The organism is Diaphorobacter sp. JS3050, assembly GCF_013154915.1.
GTDB lineage: Bacteria > Pseudomonadota > Gammaproteobacteria > Burkholderiales > Burkholderiaceae_C > Diaphorobacter > Diaphorobacter nitroreducens.
The window spans coordinates 937,682-957,242 of the sequence record NZ_CP053553.1 but is presented as its reverse complement, the minus strand read 5'-3'; the positions used below and the strand labels follow the sequence as shown (position 1 = coordinate 957,242).

Below are 19,561 nucleotides of genomic sequence, written 5' to 3'. Positions count from 1 at the left end.
ATGCACACGACCCCTCGCCGTCTCTTTCCCTGCATCCTCTCCCGCGACCCCTACCGGCGTGTGCGCGTCGGCATGGCGCTGCTCGCGCTGCTGCTGATGAGCTCCAGCGCCCTGGTAATGCTGTTTCTGCACCACCCCAGCGCAAACCACCACCTGGACGCTGTGCGGTGGTGGGCGGCGCTTTCGGTGGGGGGGCTCGCAGTCATCACGCTGCTGATCCGCACCGGCTGGTCCGAGCGGCTGCGCGATCCGTCCCTGACCCTGGTGCAAATGGCGTGGACCATCACCAGCGGCGCCGTGGCTTACGTGCTGGCAGGGGAAGGCCGCGGCGTGGTGCCCTCCATGCTGGCCATGATCCTGTTCTTCGGTGCGCTGGGCCTGTCGCCGCGCCAGGTCGTGGGCATTGGGCTCTACGCGATGGCGGCGTTCTCGGTGGCGGTGGTCGTCTCGCCGCGTTTCTACGGAACGACTTTTGACGTCATGGATGGCGCCTACGCAGCCATGATCCTGATCGTGCTGGCCGGGTGCATGGTGGTGAACCTGCGCGTGCAGCAGATGCGCCAGCGCCTGGACCGACAACGTGTGGCGCTGGCCGAAGCCCTCGCGGAAAACCGGGCGCTGGCCATGCGCGACGAGCTCACGGGCCTGTACAACCGCCGCGCCATGGTCGAGCTGATCCAGCTGGAGTGCCGGCGGCGCCGTCGCGGGCAGGGCACGTTGCTGTTCGCCATGATCGATGTGGACCATTTCAAGCGCGTCAACGACCACCACGGCCACGCCATGGGTGACCATGTGCTGCGGGTGTTCGCCGACGCCCTGCGCGCCAATGTGCGCGAAACCGATGTGCTGGCGCGCTGGGGCGGCGACGAGTTCCTGCTGCTGCTCAGCGACATCGAACCACGCAGCGCCCAGACCCTGCTGGAGCGCACGCGCGAAGCCATCGCTGCCCTGCCCGTGCCCAACGCACCGCCGGGCCTGCGCCTGAGCATGTCCGCCGGCCTGGCGCTGCACCTGCCCCATTCGTCACCCCAGGAAACGCTGGAGCGTGCCGACCAGGCGCTCTACGCCGCCAAGGACCAGGGCCGCAACCGGGTCGCCCTGGCTCCAGAACTCCAGCCGGCGCCTCTAGATGATGCGCCGGCCATGCCCCAGGCAGCGCGCGCCTGAGCCCCGTCAGAGCGGGAAGCGCACCCCGTTTCAGGCCGCCAGACGGCGCAACAGCCCCGCGCTGGACGGGTCCAGCCCCTGCACATCACCCGTGGCCAGACGCGGCTCCAGGTCCTTGGCGATGCCTTTGCCCAGTTCCACACCCCACTGATCGAAGCTGTTGATGCCCCAAAGCGCCCCGCTGGTGAACACGCGGTGCTCGTACAGCGCGATCAGCGCGCCCAGCGACGCCGGGTCCAGACGCTCCAGCACCAGAAATGTGCTCGGCCGGTTGCCGCTGAAGCGCCTGTGGCCGTCGGCTTCTTCGGGCCGCCCCATCATCAGCGCCCGGGCCTGGGCCAAAGCGTTGGCCACCAGACGCGGGTGCTGGTCCGGCAAATCACGCCCCGGCTCGCGCAGCGCGATGAACTCCACGGGCACGGTGTCGGGCCCCTGGTGGATCATCTGAAAGAACGCATGCTGCCCATTGGTGCCCGGCTCGCCCCAGACCACGGCAGAAGTGGCATAGGGCAGCGGCTGACCGTGCGCATCCACCCCCTTGCCGTTGCTCTCCATCTCCAATTGCTGCAGGTACGCCGGCAGGCGGCGCAGGCCATGGCTATAAGGTGCCATGCTGCGGCTGGAGAAGCCATGGAAATTGCGGTACCACAGGTCCAGCAGCGCCAGCCGCACGGGCAGGTTGGATTCCAACGGCGCGGTGCGGAAATGCTCGTCCATCGCATGTGCACCCGCCAGCAGTGCGCGAAACTGCGGCGCACCCACGGCAATGGCAATCGGCAGCCCGATGGCGGACCACAGCGAATAGCGTCCGCCCACCCAGTCCCAGAAGCCCAGCGTGGTGGTGATGCCGAACTGCGCCGCCGCTTCCAGGTTGGTCGTCAGTGCATAGAAATGGCGCGCCAGCGGCAGCCGCGCCCGCGCGTCCTCGCTGCCGCCTTGGTCCAGGAACCATGCACGCGCCGCCTGTGCGTTGGACATGGTCTCGGCGGTGGTGAAGGTCTTTGACGCAATGAGGAACAGCGTGCTTTCGGGCCGCAGCTGGCGCAACAGGCTGCCCAGCTCCATGCCGTCCACGTTGGAGATGAAGTGCAGGCGCTTGCCCGGGTGGCGCAGGTCGTCCAGCGCCTTGACCACCATCGCCGGCCCCAGGTCCGAGCCGCCGATGCCGATGTTCACGATGTCGGTGATGCCATCGTCAGCGCGCACGCGCTCGGCGAGGGCGAGCATGTCCTCCAGCGTGGCGTGCACGTCGTGCAAGGCAGAGGCAATTTCAGGCGCTACTGTATCGATAGCTTCTTGCGCTTGATCTGTATGCCCTGGAGCCGGTTTTCGCAACAACCAATGCATCACCGCGCGCTGCTCGGTGTTGTTGATCGGCCGGCCTTCGAACATCGCATCGCGGTAGGCCACCACGCCGCATTCACGCGCCAACTGCAGCAGCAGCGCTTCGGTGGGCGCGTCGATCAGGTTCTTGGACAGGTCCGCAAACACATGCGGAGCGTCCTGGCTGAAGCGCTCGAAACGCTGCGCATCCTGCGCAAATGCGGCGCGCAGGTCGAAGCTGCGGCCGGCGCTTTCGTAATGGGCACGCAGGCGCTGCCACGCGGTCGTGTGGTCGCAGCGGGTGCGGGGATCGTCAAAATTCATGCAGCGGCTTGCATCAGTTGTTCCAGCTTGGCCGCGTCCGCCGCAAATGCGCGGATGCCTTCGGCCAGCTTCTCGGTGGCCATGGCGTCGGCATTGAGCGCATAGCGAAAGCCCGCCTCGTCGTACTGCACGGGTTGCAGCGCAACGCGGCGTGCCGCCTCGGGGTCGAGCACGCGTGCCACCGGTGCATCGCTGGCGGCCAGCTGGGCCAGCAGCTCAGGGGCAATGGTCAGCAGGTCGCAGCCCGCCAGCGCGACGATCTGCCCGGTGTTGCGAAAACTCGCACCCATGACCTCGGTGCCGATGCCGAAGTGCTTGTAATGGTTGTAGATGGCGCGCACGGACTGCACGCCCGGATCATTGGCGCCGGCCATGGCGGCCTCGTCCCAGTTTGCGCCGGCCTGCTTCTTGTACCAGTCGTAAATGCGTCCGACGAAAGGCGAAATGAGCTGCACCTTCGCCTGACCACAGGCCACCGCCTGTGCAAACGAAAACAGCAGCGTAAGGTTGGTGTGGATGCCGCGCTGCTCCAGTTGGCGCGCGGCCTGGATGCCCTCCCACGTGGCGGCGATCTTGATGAGCACGCGGTCGATGTGCAGCCCTTCGGCCTGGTACAGCTCCACGATGCGCTCCGCACGCGCCACGGTCGCTGCGGTATCGAACGACAGGCGTGCATCCACCTCGGTGGACACGCGCCCAGGGATGATCGACAGGATCTCGCAGCCGAAACGCACGATCAGGCGGTCCATCAGCTCGTCGATGGCGCGGCCATGCCAGCGCGTCACGCAGTCCTTGAGCAGCGGCGCGTACTCGGGCTTTTGCACGGCCTTGAGGATCAGCGAAGGGTTGGTGGTGGCGTCTTGCGGCTGGAACTGGGCCAGCTGCTTGAAATCGCCGGTGTCGGCCACCACGGTGGTGTACTGCTTGAGCGCGTCGAGTTGGTTCATGGCGTGTTGTCCAGGGAGAAAGGCGCGGGGAGCCCAGCCCCGGCGCGTAACCGGCAAGTGTATGCGCGGCCACGGCCCGTCCCGTATCGGTCAATGCCGACCATGAAACTCGATAACATCGTGCACTGGATACGGACCACATGCGGGCACCGTTTTCCCATCGATCAACCCTCTACACATCACCGCAGCTGGCTCATGAGCTTTGATCTGGTCCTCTTCGGCGGCACGGGCGACCTCGCCTGGCGCAAGCTGCTGCCTGCCTTGTTCCAGGCTTTTCGCCACGGGTCGCTGCCGCCGCAGGGGCGCATCATCGGCGTGGCGCGCGACGCGCTGAGCGACGGCGACTACCGCGCGCTGATTGCCCGGCGCTTTGCCGATGTGGAGGGAGAAAAACGCCCCAGCGACGAAGAATTCGAACGCTTTGCCGCGCTGTTGCAGTACCAGCGCATGGATCTGTCCCAGCCAGAGGATTACGCCCTGCTGGCGCGGCGCCTGCGCGAGCGCCATGCCGACACGGTGGTGATGTACCTGGCCACCGCGCCCGCGCTGTTCACCACCGTCTGCGAGCAGCTCGGCGCTGCCGGCCTGGCGACGCCCGCCACCCGCGTGGTGCTGGAAAAGCCCCTGGGGCACGATTTGGCTTCCAACCGTGCCATCAACGCCGCGGTGCGCAGCGTGTTCGACGAACGGCAGATCTTCCGCATCGACCACTACCTGGGCAAGCCCTCGGTGCAGAACCTGCTGGCGCTGCGCTTTGGCAACGCGCTGTTCGAACCCCTGTGGCGGCGCGAGACCGTGGCCAGCATCGAGATCACCATGGCCGAGCAGCTGGGCGTGGAGCAGCGTGGCGCCTTCTACGACCAGACCGGCGCGCTGCGCGACATGGTGCAGAACCACGCGCTGCAGCTGCTGTGCGCGATCGCCATGGAGCCACCCATCAACGCCCATGCCGATGCCATCCGCGATGAGAAGCTCAAGGTGCTGCGTTCGCTGAGTACGTGGACACCCGCCACGCTGCTGCGGGACGTGGTGCGCGGCCAGTATTCCACCGGCACCACGGCCTGCGAGGGCGTGCGCGCCTATGCCGACGAGGACGGCGTGGCGCCCGGCAGCACCACCGAAACCTTCGTCGCCCTGCGCACCGAGATCGCCAATTGGCGCTGGGCGGGCGTGCCGTTCTACATCCGCACCGGCAAGCGCCTGGCCGCGCGCGAGGCACACATCGCCATCAACTTCCGCCCCACACCCCACGCCATCTACCGCACGCCGCTGGGCGCGGCCAACCGGCTGGTGATCCACCTGCAGCCGCGCGACGGCGTGGCGCTGCACCTGTTTGCCGCGGGGCAGGAAAAGCGCGGCATGCGCATTTCCGAAGCCCAGGCGCTGGCGCCCGTGCAGCTGGACCTGGACTTCGACCAGCGCTTTGGCAGCCAGCGCGTGGGAGCGTACGAGCGGCTGCTGCTGGACGTGATCGCCGGGCGCCTGAATCTGTTCGTGCGCGCCGACGAACAGGAAGCCGCCTGGCATTGGGTGGAACCCATCATGCAGGCCTGGGCCGAGCAGGACGCCCGTGGCGAAGGCCCGCGCCCGTATGCCGCTGGCAGCTGGGGCCCCAGCGCCGCCAGCGCGCTGGTGGCCCGCGAAGGACACACCTGGATGGAAGAATGCTAGACCGCATCACCGCTTCCCTGCCCTCGCTCGCCCCCGCCGAGCAGCGCGTGGCCCAACTCGTGCTGGACGACCCGCGCGCCTTTGCCCACCTGCCGGTGCGCGAGCTGGCCGCGCGCGCGCGCGTCAGCAAGCCGACAGTGGTGCGCTTTTGCCGCAGCATGGGCTATGACGGCCTGGCGGACTTCAAGCTCAAGCTGGCCGGCAGTGTGAGCGAGGGCGTGCCCTTCATCCACCGCAGCGTGGACGCCGACGACAAGACCAACGACGTGCTGGTGAAGGTGGTGGACAACGCCGTGGCCGCCTTCCTGCAGTACCGCAGCGCCGCCAGTACCAATGCGCTGGAGCGTGCGGCCGAGGCCATCGCCAGCACCTGGCAGACGGGGCGGCGCATCGAGTTCTACGGCGCGGGCAACTCCGGCATCGTGGCGCAGGACGCGCAGCACAAGTTCTTTCGCCTAGGCATCACCAGCATCTCCACCAGCGACGGCCACATGCAGGTGATGAGCGCCACGCTGCTGGGCCCGGGCGACTGCGCGGTGATCATCAGCAACTCGGGCCGCACGCGCGACCTGATGGACGCAGCCGACATCGCGCGCAAGAACGGCGCAACCACCATCGCCATCACCGCCAGCGGCTCGCCGCTGGCACACACCTGCCGCATCCACCTGGCGGCCGACCACCCCGAGGGCTACGACCGCTACAGCCCCATGGTCTCGCGCCTGCTGCACCTGCTCATCATCGACGTGGTCGCCACCTGCGTGGCGCTGCGCATCGGCGAGCCGCTGCAGCCGGTGCTGCAGCAGATGAAGAACAACCTGCGGGCCAAGCGGTATACCTGAGGGCTCCCCCTGAGCGGCTGCGCCCGGGCCAAGCCCGCTGCGCGGCGGTTGCTGGGATGGGGCGCGCCAGTTCCATGCCGGGCGCGCTATGGGGAAGTACAAAAACAATAGCTGCTACCGCCTGTCCTGCTTGGATTTCAGGCACAAAAGCATCTGAAATCAAGCATTGGCAAGCGGTAGCAGCTCTCTTTTTCAGAGCGCCGTTTCAGCGTCCGTAGGTGGCGGTGAAGCTCGCCTTGGCCAGGGTGTGGGCGTTCACCATGAAGCCGGCGAGCGCGGCAGGGGCGTCGTCGGGCACATCGATGCGCTCCACCGACAGCGCATGCACCGTGAAGATGTAGCGGTGCGGCTTGTCGCCCGGCGGCGGGCACATGCCGCCCCAGGCGTACTGCCCGTAGTCGTTGCGGATCTGGCGCGCGCCAGCCGGCAGGTGGGCGCCGCCCTTGGCGCCGGCGTTGGCGGGCAGCTCACTCACCGAAGCCGGCAGATCGATCACATACCAGTGCCAGAAGCCCGAGCCCGTGGGCGCGTCGGGGTCGTACACGTTCACGGCAAAGCCCTTCGTGCCCTCGGGCGCGCCGCTCCAGCGCAGCACGGGCGACTGGTTCCGACCGCTGCAGCCAAAGCCGTCGAACTCGAAGCTCTGTGCAATGGTGCTGCCGTCGGCGATGTCGGGACTGGTGAGGGTGAAGGCGGTCATGCGCGGTACTCCTGGGGTTCGTTGACGGGAAACCGTCAGTATGCCCGCGCATTCCCGCCGTTCACTTCACGGGTCCCGTCACTGCCCCGCGAAGCTCTTGGTGCTGTAGAGCTCGTGCGGCAGCCGGTTCAGCACGGGCAGGCCGGTGGCGGCGTCGCGCGGCTGCTTGTCGATGTAGCTGAAGAAGACATCGGCATCCAGCACGCCGATGTCCAGGCGCCGCGCCGCGGGCACGGCCGCCAGCGTCTTGTAGCCGTCGCCGCCCGTGGCGTTGAAGCTCAACACGAAGAGCCTGTAGGTCTTGGCCGGATCGATCGGCCCCCAGGTGCCGGTGGCGGCGTTGCGCACTTCGAGTCCGGAGGCGCGCTGGCCGAAGGCGGCCGAGGCGTTCACGTCGAAGCGCAGGCCGCCGGTATAGGGATAGGGCCCGGTCGAGCCGCCCGCCTTGAACACGGCCTCCAGACCGTCTTCGAGCATGGATTTCACCTCCGCGCCGGTCACGTCCAGACGGAACAGCATGTTGCCGAAGGGCAGCACCTGGATCACCTGCGCTGCTGTCACCGTGCCGTCCAGCGCAATGCGCACACCGCCGCCGCTTTGCAGCGAGATGTCGGCGCCGCCGTACTTGGCATTGCCCTCGTCCACGTAGGCCTGCGCCACCAGCTGCTGGATGTCGCCACCGCGCAGATGCACGCTGCCCTCGGCGTTGCATGTGGGGCTGGAGCCGCCCGAGCCGGGATTGCCCGGCACGCGGCGGAAGCACAACTCCTTCGGCACCACCGCCACGTTGGTCTTGTTGAAAACGGCCACGCGGTCCTTGAACGGCTGCAGCGCCGTGGTGGCGGCGGCGGCTGGTTGCGTCACGCGCAGAAAGCCCTTGGCTGCCACGTCCGCATCGATGGCCTTCTTTTCGGCATCGGTCGGGGGCAATTTGTTGATGGTGAAGTCGCTACCGATCAGCACATGCGGCGTGCCGCTGCACTGCGTGACCTCACCCTTGCCGTCAAAACGCACCTTCAGCTCGCCCACCACCTGCGCGTATTCCCAGGCCTGCACCACGCAGACGTTCTTGCCGTCCTTGTCGGTCACGCGCGTGGGATAGGCGCCACTGGGCGTGCCCACGCCCGTGGTCTTGAGCGCGTCGGGGCCCAGCAGCGTGTGCGAATCGCCGCCCACGATCACGTCCACGCCGCTGAGCTTGGCGGCGATTTCCTTGTCGTAGCCATAGCCCACGTGGCTCATGACGATGATCTTGTTGATGCTCTGGGCGCGCAGCTTGTCGATCTCACGCTGCGCCGCCGTGACTTCGTCCTCGAAGGTGGTGTCCGCGTCGGGGCTGGACGAGGCCTTGGTCTTGCCCGCAATCGTCAGGCCGACGATGCCGATCTTCTGGCCGCTGCGCTCCACCACGGTGGAAGGCTGCACGTAACCGGGCGCCTTGGTGGCGTTGAGCGCCGAGCCGGCACCGAACTTCACGTTGGCGCTGAGCACCGCCGTCTTGCAGGACCCCTTCTTGAGCAGGTCCAGGAATCCCTTGAGGCCCGCGTCACCCTTGTCGAACTCGTGGTTGCCCAGCGTGAAGGCGTCGAAGCACACGGTGTTCATCAGCGCGGCATCGGCCTCGCCGTCCGCGCCCGCGCGGTTGAAGTACAGCGTGCCGGTGAGCGCGTCGCCCGCATGCAGCTTGAGCACGTTGGCGCCCGCGGCCTTGGCCAGGCTGTCGAAGGCCGCGGTGACGCGCGCAAAGCCACCGGCTTCGACGGCCACGTCCACAGGCGCGGCGCCGCCCGTGGACAGCTTCAGCGTCTTGGACTTGGCGTCCAGCGTGGAGTGGTGGTCGTTGATGTGCAGGACGGTCAGCTCCAGCGGCTGGGCCTCGTCGTCATCGTTGCCACCGCATGCCGCCAGCACGCCACACGCCGCCAGCGCCACCGCGCCCATCCGCACCCGCCGCCCGTAGGGCTTGTTGGCCCATTGCATCCACGAACCCATGTTCTCGCTCCCTGTTGAATCGTTACAGAGTGGAGATGGTGGGAAGCAAGGATGACAGCGCCGTGAAAGCCCCACACGCGCGCCCGTAGAACAGGGGGCTCGGCCCTTTTTTGCTCACATAAAAAGAGCATCTACCGCTTGCTGCACAAGCGTTAGGGCCGTTTTTTCTATCGAACCCTCATACCGCCAACTCCGCCAACGGGATGCGTTTTTCCTGCACGCCGTGGCAGGCCACGCGCGTGCCGCCGTCATCGATGAGCTGGGGGCGCTCGGTGCGGCAGCGGTCGTTGGCGTAGGGGCAGCGTGGGTTGAACGCGCAGCCCGGCGGCGGGTTGAGCGGGTTGGGCACCTCCCCTTGCACGGGCGTGCGCGCGCGGCCGGTGTCGTGCATCTTGGGGATGGCCTCCAGCAACATGCGCGTGTAAGGGTGGCGCGGGTTCTCGAACAGCACCTTCTTGTCGGCCAGCTCCACCAGCCGGCCCAGGTACATCACGCCCACCTGGTCGCTCACGTGGCGCACCACGGCCAGGTTGTGGCTGATGAACAGGTAGGTGAGCTGCCGCTGGCGCTGCAGGTCCTTCATGATGTTGAGCACCTGCGCCTGCACCGACACGTCCAGCGCGCTGGTGGGTTCGTCGCACACCAGGAACTCGGGCTCGGTGGCCAGGGCACGCGCAATCGAGATGCGCTGGCGCTGCCCGCCCGAGAACTGGTGCGGGTACTTGGCCATGTCCAGCGGCGACAGGCCCACGGACTGCAGCAGTTCGCCCACGCGCTTCTTGAGCTGTGCAGCGTCGGTGATGAGACCATGCTCGCGCAGGGGCTCGCCGATGATGTCCTCCACCAGCCAGCGCGGGTTCAGGCTGGCATAGGGGTCCTGGAAGATCATCTGGATGCGCCGGCGCATGGCGCGCGCATCCTTGCCCTTGAAAGCGGCGTGCGCGTCCTGCCCGTCGAAGGTGAGGCCGCCGCGCGTGGGCTCGTACAGCCCCACCAGCAGGCGCGCCACGGTGCTCTTGCCGCAGCCGGACTCGCCCACCAGGGCCAGCGTCTTGCCGCGCTCGATCGTGAATCCCACGCCGTCCACCGCATGCAGCAGCGCGCGCGGCTTGCGCTCGATGACGCGGTTGAGCCAGGGCGCGGAGACGTCGAACGTCTTGGCGAGGTCATGCGCCTGCACCAGCGGTGCGGTGGTGGTCGTCGTGGAGCTCATGCGGCCACCTCGCTCGTCACGTCGTGCAGCCAGCATGCGGCCTGCGTAGCGCCGGCGGGCATGAGGTCGGGGCGCGCCTGGCGGCAGCGGTCGAAGGCGCGCGGGCAGCGCGGATTGAAGGCACAGCCCTCGGGAATGGCGTTCAGGCGGGGCATGGCTCCGTCGATCTGGTTGAGGCGCTCGCGGTCCTGATCCATGTCGGGAATGGACGCCATGAGGCCGGCGGTGTAGGGGTGGGCGGGCTGGTTGATGACCTCGTGCACGGGGCCGATTTCGGCCACGCGGCCGGCGTACATCACGGCCACGCGGTCGCAGGTCTCGGCGATCACGCCCATGTCGTGGGTGATCAGCATCACGGCCGCGCCGCGCGTCTTGCAGATGCTCTTGAGCAACTGGATGATCTGCGCCTGGATGGACACGTCCAGCGCCGTGGTGGGCTCGTCCGCCACGATGAGCTGCGGCTCGGCCGCCAGCGCCAGGGCAATCACCACGCGCTGGCGCATGCCGCCCGAGAACTGGTGCGGGTAGTGGTCGATGCGCTGCTCGGCCGCGGGAATGCCGGTGTCCTTGAGCAGGTCGATGGCCCGCTGGCGCGCCTGCGCGGCGCTCATGGGCAGGTGGGTGAGGATGGTCTCCACCAGTTGCTGGCCCACGGTGTACAGCGGGTTGAGCGAAGTCAGCGGGTCCTGGAAGATCGCGCCGATCTTGCGCCCGCGGATGTGGCGCATCTGCTCGTGCGGCAGGTTGTCGATGCGCTGGCCCTGCAGCACGATCTGGCCCGAGGCCACGCGCCCCGGCGGCTCCAGCAGACCGATGATGGACGCGCCCGTGAGCGACTTGCCCGCGCCGGACTCGCCCACCACACCCAGGATCTCGCCCGGTGCGATGGAGAACGACACGTTGTCCAGCGCGCGCAGCGTGCCGCGGCGGCCAGGGAATTCGACGACGAGGTTGTGGACTTCGAGAAGTGACATATCAGTTATCCAGTGCGGTGCGCGCCGCCTGCATCGCATGAAACGGGCGCCCCCATAACGAGGGCAGCCGAGCAAGGGTCCGGGCCGGCCGCGCCGCAGCGAGGGCTGCGCCCCCCTGCCCGCATGGCGCAGCCATGCGAGAGCGGGGAGAAGGCGCAAAGCGACTCAGGAGGTGTTCCATTTCAGCGCAGGCGCGGGTTGAGTGCATCGCGCAGCCAGTCGCCCAGCAGGTTCACGGACAGCGCGATCAGCACCAGCATCACGCCGGGGAAGACAGTGATCCACCACTCGCCGGAGAACAGGTAGTCGTTGCCGATGCGGATCAGCGTGCCCAGCGAGGGCGACGTGGGCGGCGCGCCCACTCCCAGGAAGGACAGCGTGGCTTCGGTAATGATGGCCGTGGCCACCTGGATGGTGGCCAGCACCATGACCGGCCCCAGCACATTGGGCAGCACATGCTTGCGCATGATGCGCAGCGGCGAAACGCCGGTGACGCGCGCGGCCTGCACGTATTCCTTGTTGCGCTCCACCAGCGTGGAGCCGCGCACGGTGCGCGCGTACTGCACCCAGCCCGTGAGCGAGATCGACAGGATCAGCACGCCGAAGGCCAGCGAATCGGGCGCGTTGGGGAACACCGCACGCCCCACGCCGGCAATCAGCAGCGCGATCAGGATGGCGGGGAACGACAGCATCACGTCGCACAGGCGCATGAGCACGCCGTCCACCCATCCGCCGCGAAAGCCCGCCACCAACCCCAGCGCCACGCCCACGACGACCGACAGCGCCACGGAGGCCAGGCCCACCACCAGCGAGATGCGCGCGCCGTAGATCAGCGCCGAAAGGATGTCGCGGCCCTGGTCGTCGGTGCCCAGGGCGTACTTCCAGGTGCCTTCGGCCTGCCACACGGGCGGCAAGCGCGCGTCCGACAGCTCCAGCGTGCTCAGGTCGAACGGGTTGTGTGGCGCCACCCAGCCGGCAAAGATGGAGCAGAACACGCACACGGCGGCAATCAGCGCCGCGATGATGGCCACGGGCGAGGTGCGAAAGCTGTGGGCCACGTCGCTGTCGTACCAGCGCAAGAGCGTTTGTTTCATGGGCGAAGGGTCAGGGCAAAAAAGGGAGAAGGCGGCAAGGTCGTACGGTCAGGGGCCCACGCCCATCCACTTGAAAGGCATGGTGTTGTCGGCCATCTGCACCAGGCGGATCTTCTTGGACACGCCCCAGGCCAGGGCCTGCTGGTGCAGCGGGATGTAGGCAATGTCGGCGGCCTGCAGCAGCAAAGCCTCGCGCAGCAGCACATCGCGCCGGGTCTTGTCGGTCTGCGTCTGGACCTGCAGCAGCAGCGCGTCCAGCCGCGGGTTGCAATAGCCCCCCAGGTTGAAGTGGCCCGCGCCTTCGCCGCGCGGGCAGGCCGCCAGCGCGTTCAGCGCTCCGTGTGCGTCGTAGGTGGAGGGCGTCCAGCCCATCAGGTAGAAGCCCGCGTCGCGTCGCAGGATGCGCGGGTAGTACTGCGCCTTGGGCTCCGCGCGCACCGTCACGCGCACCTGCAGGGTCGCCAGCTGTGCAGCGATGGCGGTGCACAGTGCCGCGTCGTTCACATAGCGGTCGCTGGGGCAGTCCAGCGTGAGCGCGAAGCCCTCGCCATAGCCGGCCTGCGCCATGAGCGCGCGCGCGGCCGCCACGTCGTGCGGCAGCCGCTTGACGTCGGGCTGAAAGCCATTGACGCCCGGTCCCACGATGAGCGCGGCGGGCGTGGCAGCGCCGCGCATCACGTTCTTGATGAGCGCATCGATGTCGATGGCCTGGTAGAAGGCCTGGCGCACGCGCCGGTCCTTGAAGGGGTTGGCGCCGCGCACGCTGGCGTACGGCAGCTCGTCGCTGTGCTGGTCCATGCCCAGGAACAGCGAGCGCAACTCGGGCCCCGTGACCACGCGGACCAGTCCGGCGGCGCTCACGCGTTCGATGTCCTGTACCGGCACGGGCTCCATCACGTCCACGCGGCCGGCCAGCAGCGCGGCCACGCGCGCCTCGTTGTCCGGAATGGGCAGGAAGACGATTTGGCGTGCGTTGCTCTCGATGGTGCCCCAGTAGCGCATGTTGCGCTCGAACACGGTGCGCTGCTGCGGGCGGCGCTCGGCCAGGCGGAACGGCCCCGTGCCATTGGCGCGCAGCGCGGCGGCGTGCCCCGCGGCCCCGCGCGCCTCGCCTACCTGCGCGAGACCCTGCGCCTCGCTCCAGCGCTGGTTCATCAGGTAGACGTGCGACAGCAGGGCCGGCAGCAGCGGCGTGGGCTCGCGGGTTTCGATCTCGATGGTGTGCGCGTCCAGCTTGCGCACCTCGCGCACGCCGCTCAGGTAACTGCGCATGTCCGAGCCGTCGGACTGCGCGCGCCGCAGCGAAAACACCGCATCGTCGGCCGTGAAAAGCGCACCGTCGTGGAAGGACACGCCGCGGCGCAACTCGAAGCGCCACACGGTGGGGGTGGTCGCACGCCAGGCCAGCGCCAGCGCAGGCACCAGGCTCAGATCCTTGTTGCGTCCCACCAGAGGCTCGTACACATTGCCGGTCAGGCTGAGCTGCAGCGATTCATTGAGCGCATGGGGGTCCATCGACAGCGCATCGCCCTGGTTGGCCACACGGATGGTTTGCGCATTAGCTACCAAAAATATAGCTGCTAGCGCTTGCAGTACAAGCGCCAGGGCCATATTTCGCATCCAGATCGTGCTCCGCATCATGCTGCTGTACCGTGCGGTCTCACTGCGCTTGCCCCAGGGGCATGGCCTGCTCGACCAGGCCGGCATGCAGGGCCGCGCCCAGGGGCAGCACGTCGTCATTGAAGTCGTAGCGGCTGTTGTGCAAGGTGCTGTTGCCAGCGCCCATGCCCTGCCCCAGGCGCAGGTAGGCGCCGGGGCGGGCCTGCAGCATGAAGGAGAAGTCCTCCGCGCCCATGCTCGGCTCCAGGTCGCGGTCCACGTTTTCTTCGCCCACCAACGACGCAGCCACGTCGCCTGCGAAGCGCGCATCGCTCTCGGTGTTGATGGTGGCAGGGTAGATGCGCTCGTAGCGAACGGTGGCGGTAGCGCCAAAGCCCAGTGCGATGGCGTTGCACAGCTCCTTGATGCGGCGCTCCACCATCTCCTGCACGGCAGGGTCGAACGTGCGCACCGTACCCACCAGCGTGGCCGTGCCCGGCAGCACGCTGAACGCGCCCAGGTCGCCCGCCTGCACCGCGCACAGGCTGATGACTGCGCTCTCCAGCGGCCGCACGTTGCGCGAGACGATCCCCTGCACGGCGGTGACGATGTGCGCGGCTACCAGCACCACGTCCACCGTCTGGTACGCATGCGCACCGTGGCCGCCGCGCCCGGTCACTTCGATCGTGACGCGGTCGGCCGCCGCCATCATGGCGCCGCTGTTGATACCCACGGTGCCGGGCCGCATGGCCGGCCAGTTGTGCATGGCGTACACCGACTGCACGGGAAAGCGCTCGAAGAGCCCGTCCTCGATCATCACGCGCGCACCGCCCAGGCCTTCCTCGCCGGGCTGGAAGATCAGCACCGCCGTGCCGTCGAAATGGCGCGTGGCCGCCAGGTAGCGCGCTGCACCCACGAGCATGGCCGTGTGCCCATCATGGCCGCAGCCATGCATCAGGCCGCTCTTGCAGGACTTCCAGGCGAAATCGTTGTGCTCGGCCATGGGCAGCGCGTCCATGTCGGCCCGCAGACCGATCATGCTGCCGCTGCTGCGTCCCTGGCCGTGGATGATGCCCACCACGCCGGTACGGCCGATGCCTTCGTGCACCTCGTCCACGCCTGCGTGCCGCAGCGCCTCGCGCACACGGGCGCTGGTGTAGACCTCTTCAAAGCCCAGCTCGGGGTGGGCATGCAGGTCGCGGCGGAATGCGGTGAGCTCCGGGTGGTACTGCGCGATGTGCGCGAAAGCGCGTCCGCCTGCCTTCAAGCGCTGCTGCACGGCCTGCATGTCAGTGCCCTCCCGCCTTGCCACCCACGCGCAGGCGCGGGTCCACGGCGAAGTACAGCAGGTCCACCACCAGGTTGATGACCACGAAGATCAGCGCGATCAGGCAGAGGTAAGCGGCCATCACGGGGATGTCGGCAAAGGTCACGGCCTGGATGAACAGCAGGCCCATGCCGGGCCACTGGAACACCGTCTCGGTGATGATGGCAAACGCAATCAGGCCGCCCAGTTGCAGGCCGGTGATGGTCATCACCGGCACCAGCGTGTTCTTGAGCGCATGGCCAAAATGGATGGCGCGGTCGGTCAGGCCACGCGCACGGGCGAACTTGATGTAGTCGGTGCGCAGCACTTCCAGCATCTCGGCGCGCACCAGGCGCATGATCAGCGTGAGCTGGAAGATGGCGAGCGTGATGGCCGGCAGCGTGATGTGGTGCCAACCCTTGGCCGTGAGCAAACCCGTGCTCCACCAGCCCAGCTGCGTGACATCACCGCGCCCAAAGCTCGGGAACCACCCGAGCGTGACCGAGAACACCAGGATCAGCAAAATGCCGATCAGGAACGTAGGCAGCGACACACCCAGCAACGACAGCGTCATGAACACCTGGCTGGTGAAGGTGCCGCGCTTGAGCGCCGCATACACCCCCATGGGCATGCCCACCGCGAGGGCGATGAAGGCGGCCACCAGCGCCAGCTCCAGCGTGGCCGGGAAGCGCTCGGCGATCAGCCGCGAGACCTTGGCCCCCTGGCGCAGGGACAGCCCGAATTCGCCCTGCGCCGCATTCACCAGAAAGTGCCAGAACTGCACGATGAATGGCTGGTCCAACCCCAGGGCAGCACGCATCTCGGTGATCTGCTCGGGCGTGGCGTCCTGCCCCAGCAGGAAGACCACGGGGTCGCCCACGAACTGGAACAGCATGAACGAGATGAAGGCCACGGCGACCATGACGATCACGGCCTGGATAAGTCGACGCAGGATGAAGGCAAGCATTCTCGGGCTTTTGCAAGATGTCGGGCCATGCTAGCAGGCATCGGGGCGCGGCCAAGGCTCGTCCCCGCAGCGGCCGGGTGCTTAGCCTGGCCGTGGTTCGCCTGCGCGGGTGCTTTCCGCACGCAGGCGGTACGTTATGGCACGGCCGCTCACTGGACCTTGACGGTGCGCATGTCGATGCGGTTGTCGGCGCGATGCACCAGCTCCACATTCTTCTTCATGGCCCAGGGGATGACCTGGTCGTACAGCGGCAGATGCGAGACCGTGTCGTTGGAGAGCTGCAGCGCCTCGGTCAGCATGCGCGCGCGCACCGGAGCGTCCGTCTCGGCCTTGATACGGTCCACCAGGTAGTCCATGCGCTCATTGCGGTAGCGGCCCACGTTGTAGTTGCCATCGCCACCAGTGCCCACGCTGCGCACCAGCGATTGCAGGCTGTACAGCGCGTCAAAGGTCGGCACGCCCCAACCCAGCATGTAGATGCTCGCTTCGCTGCGCTGGATCATGGGAAAGTAGGTCACCAGCGGCAGCGTACGCAGCTTGGCTTTCACACCGATGCGCGCCCACATGGCGGTGACCGCCTGGCAGATGGCCTCGTCGTTGATGTAGCGGTTGTTGGGGCAGGCGAAGTCCACCTCGAAGCCGTCGGCATAGCCGGCCTCGGCCAGCAGCTTCTTCGCGGCCTCGACGTCGTAGGGCATGCGCTTGCCCACGGCCTCCGACCAGCCTGCGACCTGCGGCGCCACCAGGGTACCGGTCGGCTTGCCCAGGCCGCGCAGGATGTTGCGCGTGAGGGCATTGGCGTCGATGGACTGGTACAGCGCCTTGCGCACGCGCAGGTCCTTCAAGGGGTTCTTGCCCTTGATGTTGGAGCCCACGAGTTCATCCCGGAACTGGTCCATGCCCAGGAAGATGGTACGGTTCTCCAGCCCGTCCACCACCTTGATGGTGCCCGACGAGCGCAGGCGGGGCAGATCCTGCGGCGAGGGGTCCAGCACCAGGTCCACCTCACCCGACAGCAGGGCGGCAATGCGCGTGGCGGCCGACTTGATGGGGGTGTAGACGATCTCGGTCACGTTGCCTTCCATCTGGCCCCACCAGTTCGGATTGCGCTTGAAGACCATCTTCACGTCGGGCTGCCATGTCTCCAGCGTGTAGGGGCCCGTGCCCATGGCGTTGCGATGGGCAAAGTTCTCATCGGTGCCCTTGATGTCCTTGGGCTCCACCGATCGGTTCTTCTCGGCCCAGGCCTTGCTCATCATGCGCAACTCGGTCATCTGCCGCAGCAGCACGGGGTTGGGCGACTTGAGGAAGATGTCGATGGTCTGCGCATCCACCTTCACCACCTTGTCGATGCCTTGCACATACGGCGTGTAGTTCGAGGTCTTGGACATGGCGCGCTGCAGCGAGTACACGGCGTCATCGGCGGTGAAGGCGGAACCATCGTGGAACTTCACGCCCTGGCGCAGCGTGAAACGCACTTGTGTGGGGCTGACCTCTCGCCACGCCGTCGCCAGCATGGGCTCGACCTCGAAGGTACGGCTGTTGTAGTAGACCAGGCTTTCGTACACATACGAATGGATGGCGTTTTGCAGCGCGTTGTTTTGGGAGTGGATATCCCAGGTGGCGATTTCGCCCTGGCTGGCCCACTTGAAGGTCTTGGCATGCGCCGCTGGAACCACAGCCGCCGCGCAGACCGCCGCAAGAGAAAGGATCAAGGCATTGATTCGCATGGGAACCCTCTTTTATAGAAAGGAGCGACTATGGCAGCGTGGCCGTGGCCACTGGCAAAGGGAAATCCCTGAAATGGTGCATCGCAGATGCGCCGCCATTCATCCGCAGTGCTGATGCAAAACCAATGCCCGGACTGCGTATCTACGCTCGGCGGGGCAAGAACCGTACTTCGGGAAAAAAACAACCTCCCGAAGGAGGTTGTTTGAAATCGGGGCGGGCCCACAAGGGCCCTTCCCCTCCCCACTCAATGTGCCTTAGAAGCGATGGCGGACACCCACGGTGATGCCGGTACGGCTGCGTGCGCCGCTCGCCGCATCCAGCACGACCGCGCTGCCGCCGCTGATGCTGGTGTGGTCCACGCCAAAATAGGCATCGGTGCGCTTGCTGAAGGCATAGTCCGCCACGGCCACGTAGAAGTTGACATTGCCGTTGGAAGCACCCGTGGCCGAGCCCGATTGCTTACCGCGGAAGTAGTGCGCACCCAGGTTCAACTGAGGAGTCAGCTGATAGCCCACGCCCAGCTTGAACAGCTGGCGCTTGTTGGCGTCGCCCGGCTGGAAGCCGCCATTGGTCTGGCCGGCCCAGAATTGCCCCAGGATCGCTCCGTCTACGAGGTTACGGAAACCCTGGATCGGGTTGGTCACCGTAGCGTATTTCGCCTTGTTCAGGCCATAGCCTGCACTGAAGTACCACGGACCCGTGCGGTACGAACCGCCCAGAGTCCAGGCGTCTACGTCGGTGCCGCCTGGCAGCGTCGTGCGCATGTAGCCGCCGCCGACGGCAAACCCGCTCGCGGAGTAGCGCAGGTAGCCGCCAGCCGTCTTCCAGGCGCCACCGCCCAGGGTGCCTGCAACGTAGGCAGGCACTTGCGCCGCCGAGGCAGGCAGGCCAGCTTCCAATGCCTTGGTGTCGTTGTTCTCGTCAAACGAATATTGCAGCGAGCCTACGAAGCTGCGGTCCGGCGTTGCGAAGGTGTACTTCAGCATGTTGCTGGTACGCGCGCCCATGGCCATTCCCAACTCAGGCTTGTAGGCTTCCATGTAGGGGGAGTACGGGAACGAAGCGTAGGTGCTGGTCACCACGTCGAACAGGACGTTCCACTGACGTCCGGCAGTCAGGCGGCCATAAGGGCCTTGCAGACCCAGATAGGACCGTTGGAAGAAGGGGGTGGAAACACTGCCGTCATCGGCATTGAGACGGTTTTCCAGCACCACCAGGGCCTTGGACCCGCCACCCAGGTCCTCCTCCACATTGATGCCCCAGCGGCTTTGCGACATGCCGCCACCGATCATCTTCGTCAGGCCATCCTTGCCGGCACCTTCGTTGTTGGTGTGGCGCACGGCGGCATCCACGATACCCCACAGCTCACCTTGCTGGTACCGGCGGACTGGGCCATTGCCACGCCCGCGCCGCACAGCGCCAGGGCAGCCACAATTTTCTTTTGCATACAACAGACTCCTCTTGGATTGATAACCGGCTCACGATTCGCAGCCACGCCTTGATGAACTCGCTCACTGGACGTGCGCCACTCCCTTCACAACACTCGACTTCTCCTCCACCAGGGGCCCTGCGGCCAAATCGTGTTCTTGGCAGGAAGCGAGGAGGCTTCATTGTTGAAAACCCGCCGAGCAGGGGCAAGGGCCCATCGCTTTACAGCCACAGGGGTTAACCCGAAAAATCGTCGCACAAGAGACACCAAACCGCAGACGAAAAA

14 protein-coding genes and 1 pseudogene are annotated in these 19,561 nt (G+C 66.8%); 3 read left to right on the top strand and 12 right to left on the bottom strand.

Annotation, left to right across the window (positions count from 1 at the left end; all coding sequences use genetic code 11):
* Entirely contained in the window at window positions 1-1,167 is a 1,167-nt protein-coding gene (locus tag HND92_RS04720; protein WP_172206225.1) for a GGDEF domain-containing protein, read from the top strand.
* A 30-nt stretch (window positions 1,168-1,197) separates the two neighbouring features.
* On the opposite strand, the gene pgi is transcribed toward HND92_RS04720, so the two are convergent.
* Together pgi and tal are read right to left on the bottom strand one after the other, a co-directional pair.
* Window positions 1,198-2,814: a glucose-6-phosphate isomerase gene (gene pgi / locus HND92_RS04715; protein WP_172206223.1), complete on the bottom strand. Its 1,617-nt coding sequence runs from the start codon at window positions 2,812-2,814 to the stop codon at window positions 1,198-1,200.
* On the bottom strand, window positions 2,811-3,761 hold the full coding sequence (gene tal / locus HND92_RS04710; protein ID WP_012655675.1) for a transaldolase: 951 nt from the start codon (window positions 3,759-3,761) through the stop codon (window positions 2,811-2,813). The genes pgi and tal overlap by 4 nt, the downstream gene beginning before the upstream one ends.
* Window positions 3,762-3,956: 195 nt before the next feature.
* Here tal and zwf point away from each other — a divergent pair, with 195 nt between their 5' ends.
* Window positions 3,957-5,432 (top strand): glucose-6-phosphate dehydrogenase, encoded by a 1,476-nt coding sequence (gene zwf, locus HND92_RS04705; RefSeq protein ID WP_172209154.1) that lies wholly within the window; start codon window positions 3,957-3,959, stop codon window positions 5,430-5,432.
* On the top strand, window positions 5,426-6,271 hold the full coding sequence (locus tag HND92_RS04700) for a MurR/RpiR family transcriptional regulator (RefSeq protein ID WP_012655673.1): 846 nt from the start codon (window positions 5,426-5,428) through the stop codon (window positions 6,269-6,271). Before zwf ends, HND92_RS04700 begins: the two co-directional genes overlap by 7 nt.
* 205 nt (window positions 6,272-6,476) lie before the next feature.
* On the opposite strand, the gene HND92_RS04695 is transcribed toward HND92_RS04700, so the two are convergent.
* The 10 genes and pseudogenes from HND92_RS04695 to HND92_RS04650 form a co-directional block, all read right to left on the bottom strand.
* Window positions 6,477-6,971 (bottom strand): YbhB/YbcL family Raf kinase inhibitor-like protein, encoded by a 495-nt coding sequence (locus tag HND92_RS04695; RefSeq protein ID WP_011804144.1) that lies wholly within the window; start codon window positions 6,969-6,971, stop codon window positions 6,477-6,479.
* A gap of 78 nt (window positions 6,972-7,049) precedes the next feature.
* A complete protein-coding gene (locus tag HND92_RS04690; protein WP_011804143.1) occupies window positions 7,050-8,963 on the bottom strand; it encodes a bifunctional UDP-sugar hydrolase/5'-nucleotidase in 1,914 nt (637 codons plus the stop codon).
* Window positions 8,964-9,141: 178 nt separating this feature from the next.
* Window positions 9,142-10,176, bottom strand: coding sequence for an ABC transporter ATP-binding protein (locus HND92_RS04685; RefSeq protein WP_172206221.1), 1,035 nt, complete (start codon window positions 10,174-10,176; stop codon window positions 9,142-9,144).
* Window positions 10,173-11,150 (bottom strand): ABC transporter ATP-binding protein, encoded by a 978-nt coding sequence (locus HND92_RS04680; protein ID WP_172206219.1) that lies wholly within the window; start codon window positions 11,148-11,150, stop codon window positions 10,173-10,175. Before HND92_RS04680 ends, HND92_RS04685 begins: the two co-directional genes overlap by 4 nt.
* Window positions 11,151-11,332: 182 nt before the next feature.
* On the bottom strand, window positions 11,333-12,244 hold the full coding sequence (locus HND92_RS04675; RefSeq protein ID WP_011804140.1) for an ABC transporter permease: 912 nt from the start codon (window positions 12,242-12,244) through the stop codon (window positions 11,333-11,335).
* Window positions 12,245-12,292: 48 nt separating this feature from the next.
* A complete protein-coding gene (locus HND92_RS04670; RefSeq protein WP_172209152.1) occupies window positions 12,293-13,864 on the bottom strand; it encodes an ABC transporter substrate-binding protein in 1,572 nt (523 codons plus the stop codon).
* 40 nt (window positions 13,865-13,904) lie between these two features.
* The gene (locus HND92_RS04665) at window positions 13,905-15,131 is read right to left on the bottom strand and encodes a M20 aminoacylase family protein (protein ID WP_088887584.1); all 1,227 of its coding nucleotides are present in this window, start codon (window positions 15,129-15,131) and stop codon (window positions 13,905-13,907) included.
* A gap of 1 nt (window position 15,132) precedes the next feature.
* Entirely contained in the window at window positions 15,133-16,116 is a 984-nt protein-coding gene (locus tag HND92_RS04660; protein WP_012655668.1) for an ABC transporter permease, read from the bottom strand.
* 149 nt (window positions 16,117-16,265) lie between these two features.
* Window positions 16,266-17,846, bottom strand: coding sequence for an ABC transporter substrate-binding protein (locus HND92_RS04655; RefSeq protein ID WP_103738133.1), 1,581 nt, complete (start codon window positions 17,844-17,846; stop codon window positions 16,266-16,268).
* A gap of 255 nt (window positions 17,847-18,101) precedes the next feature.
* Window positions 18,102-19,243: pseudogene (locus HND92_RS04650) on the bottom strand (porin).
* Window positions 19,244-19,561: the final 318 nt, after the last annotated feature.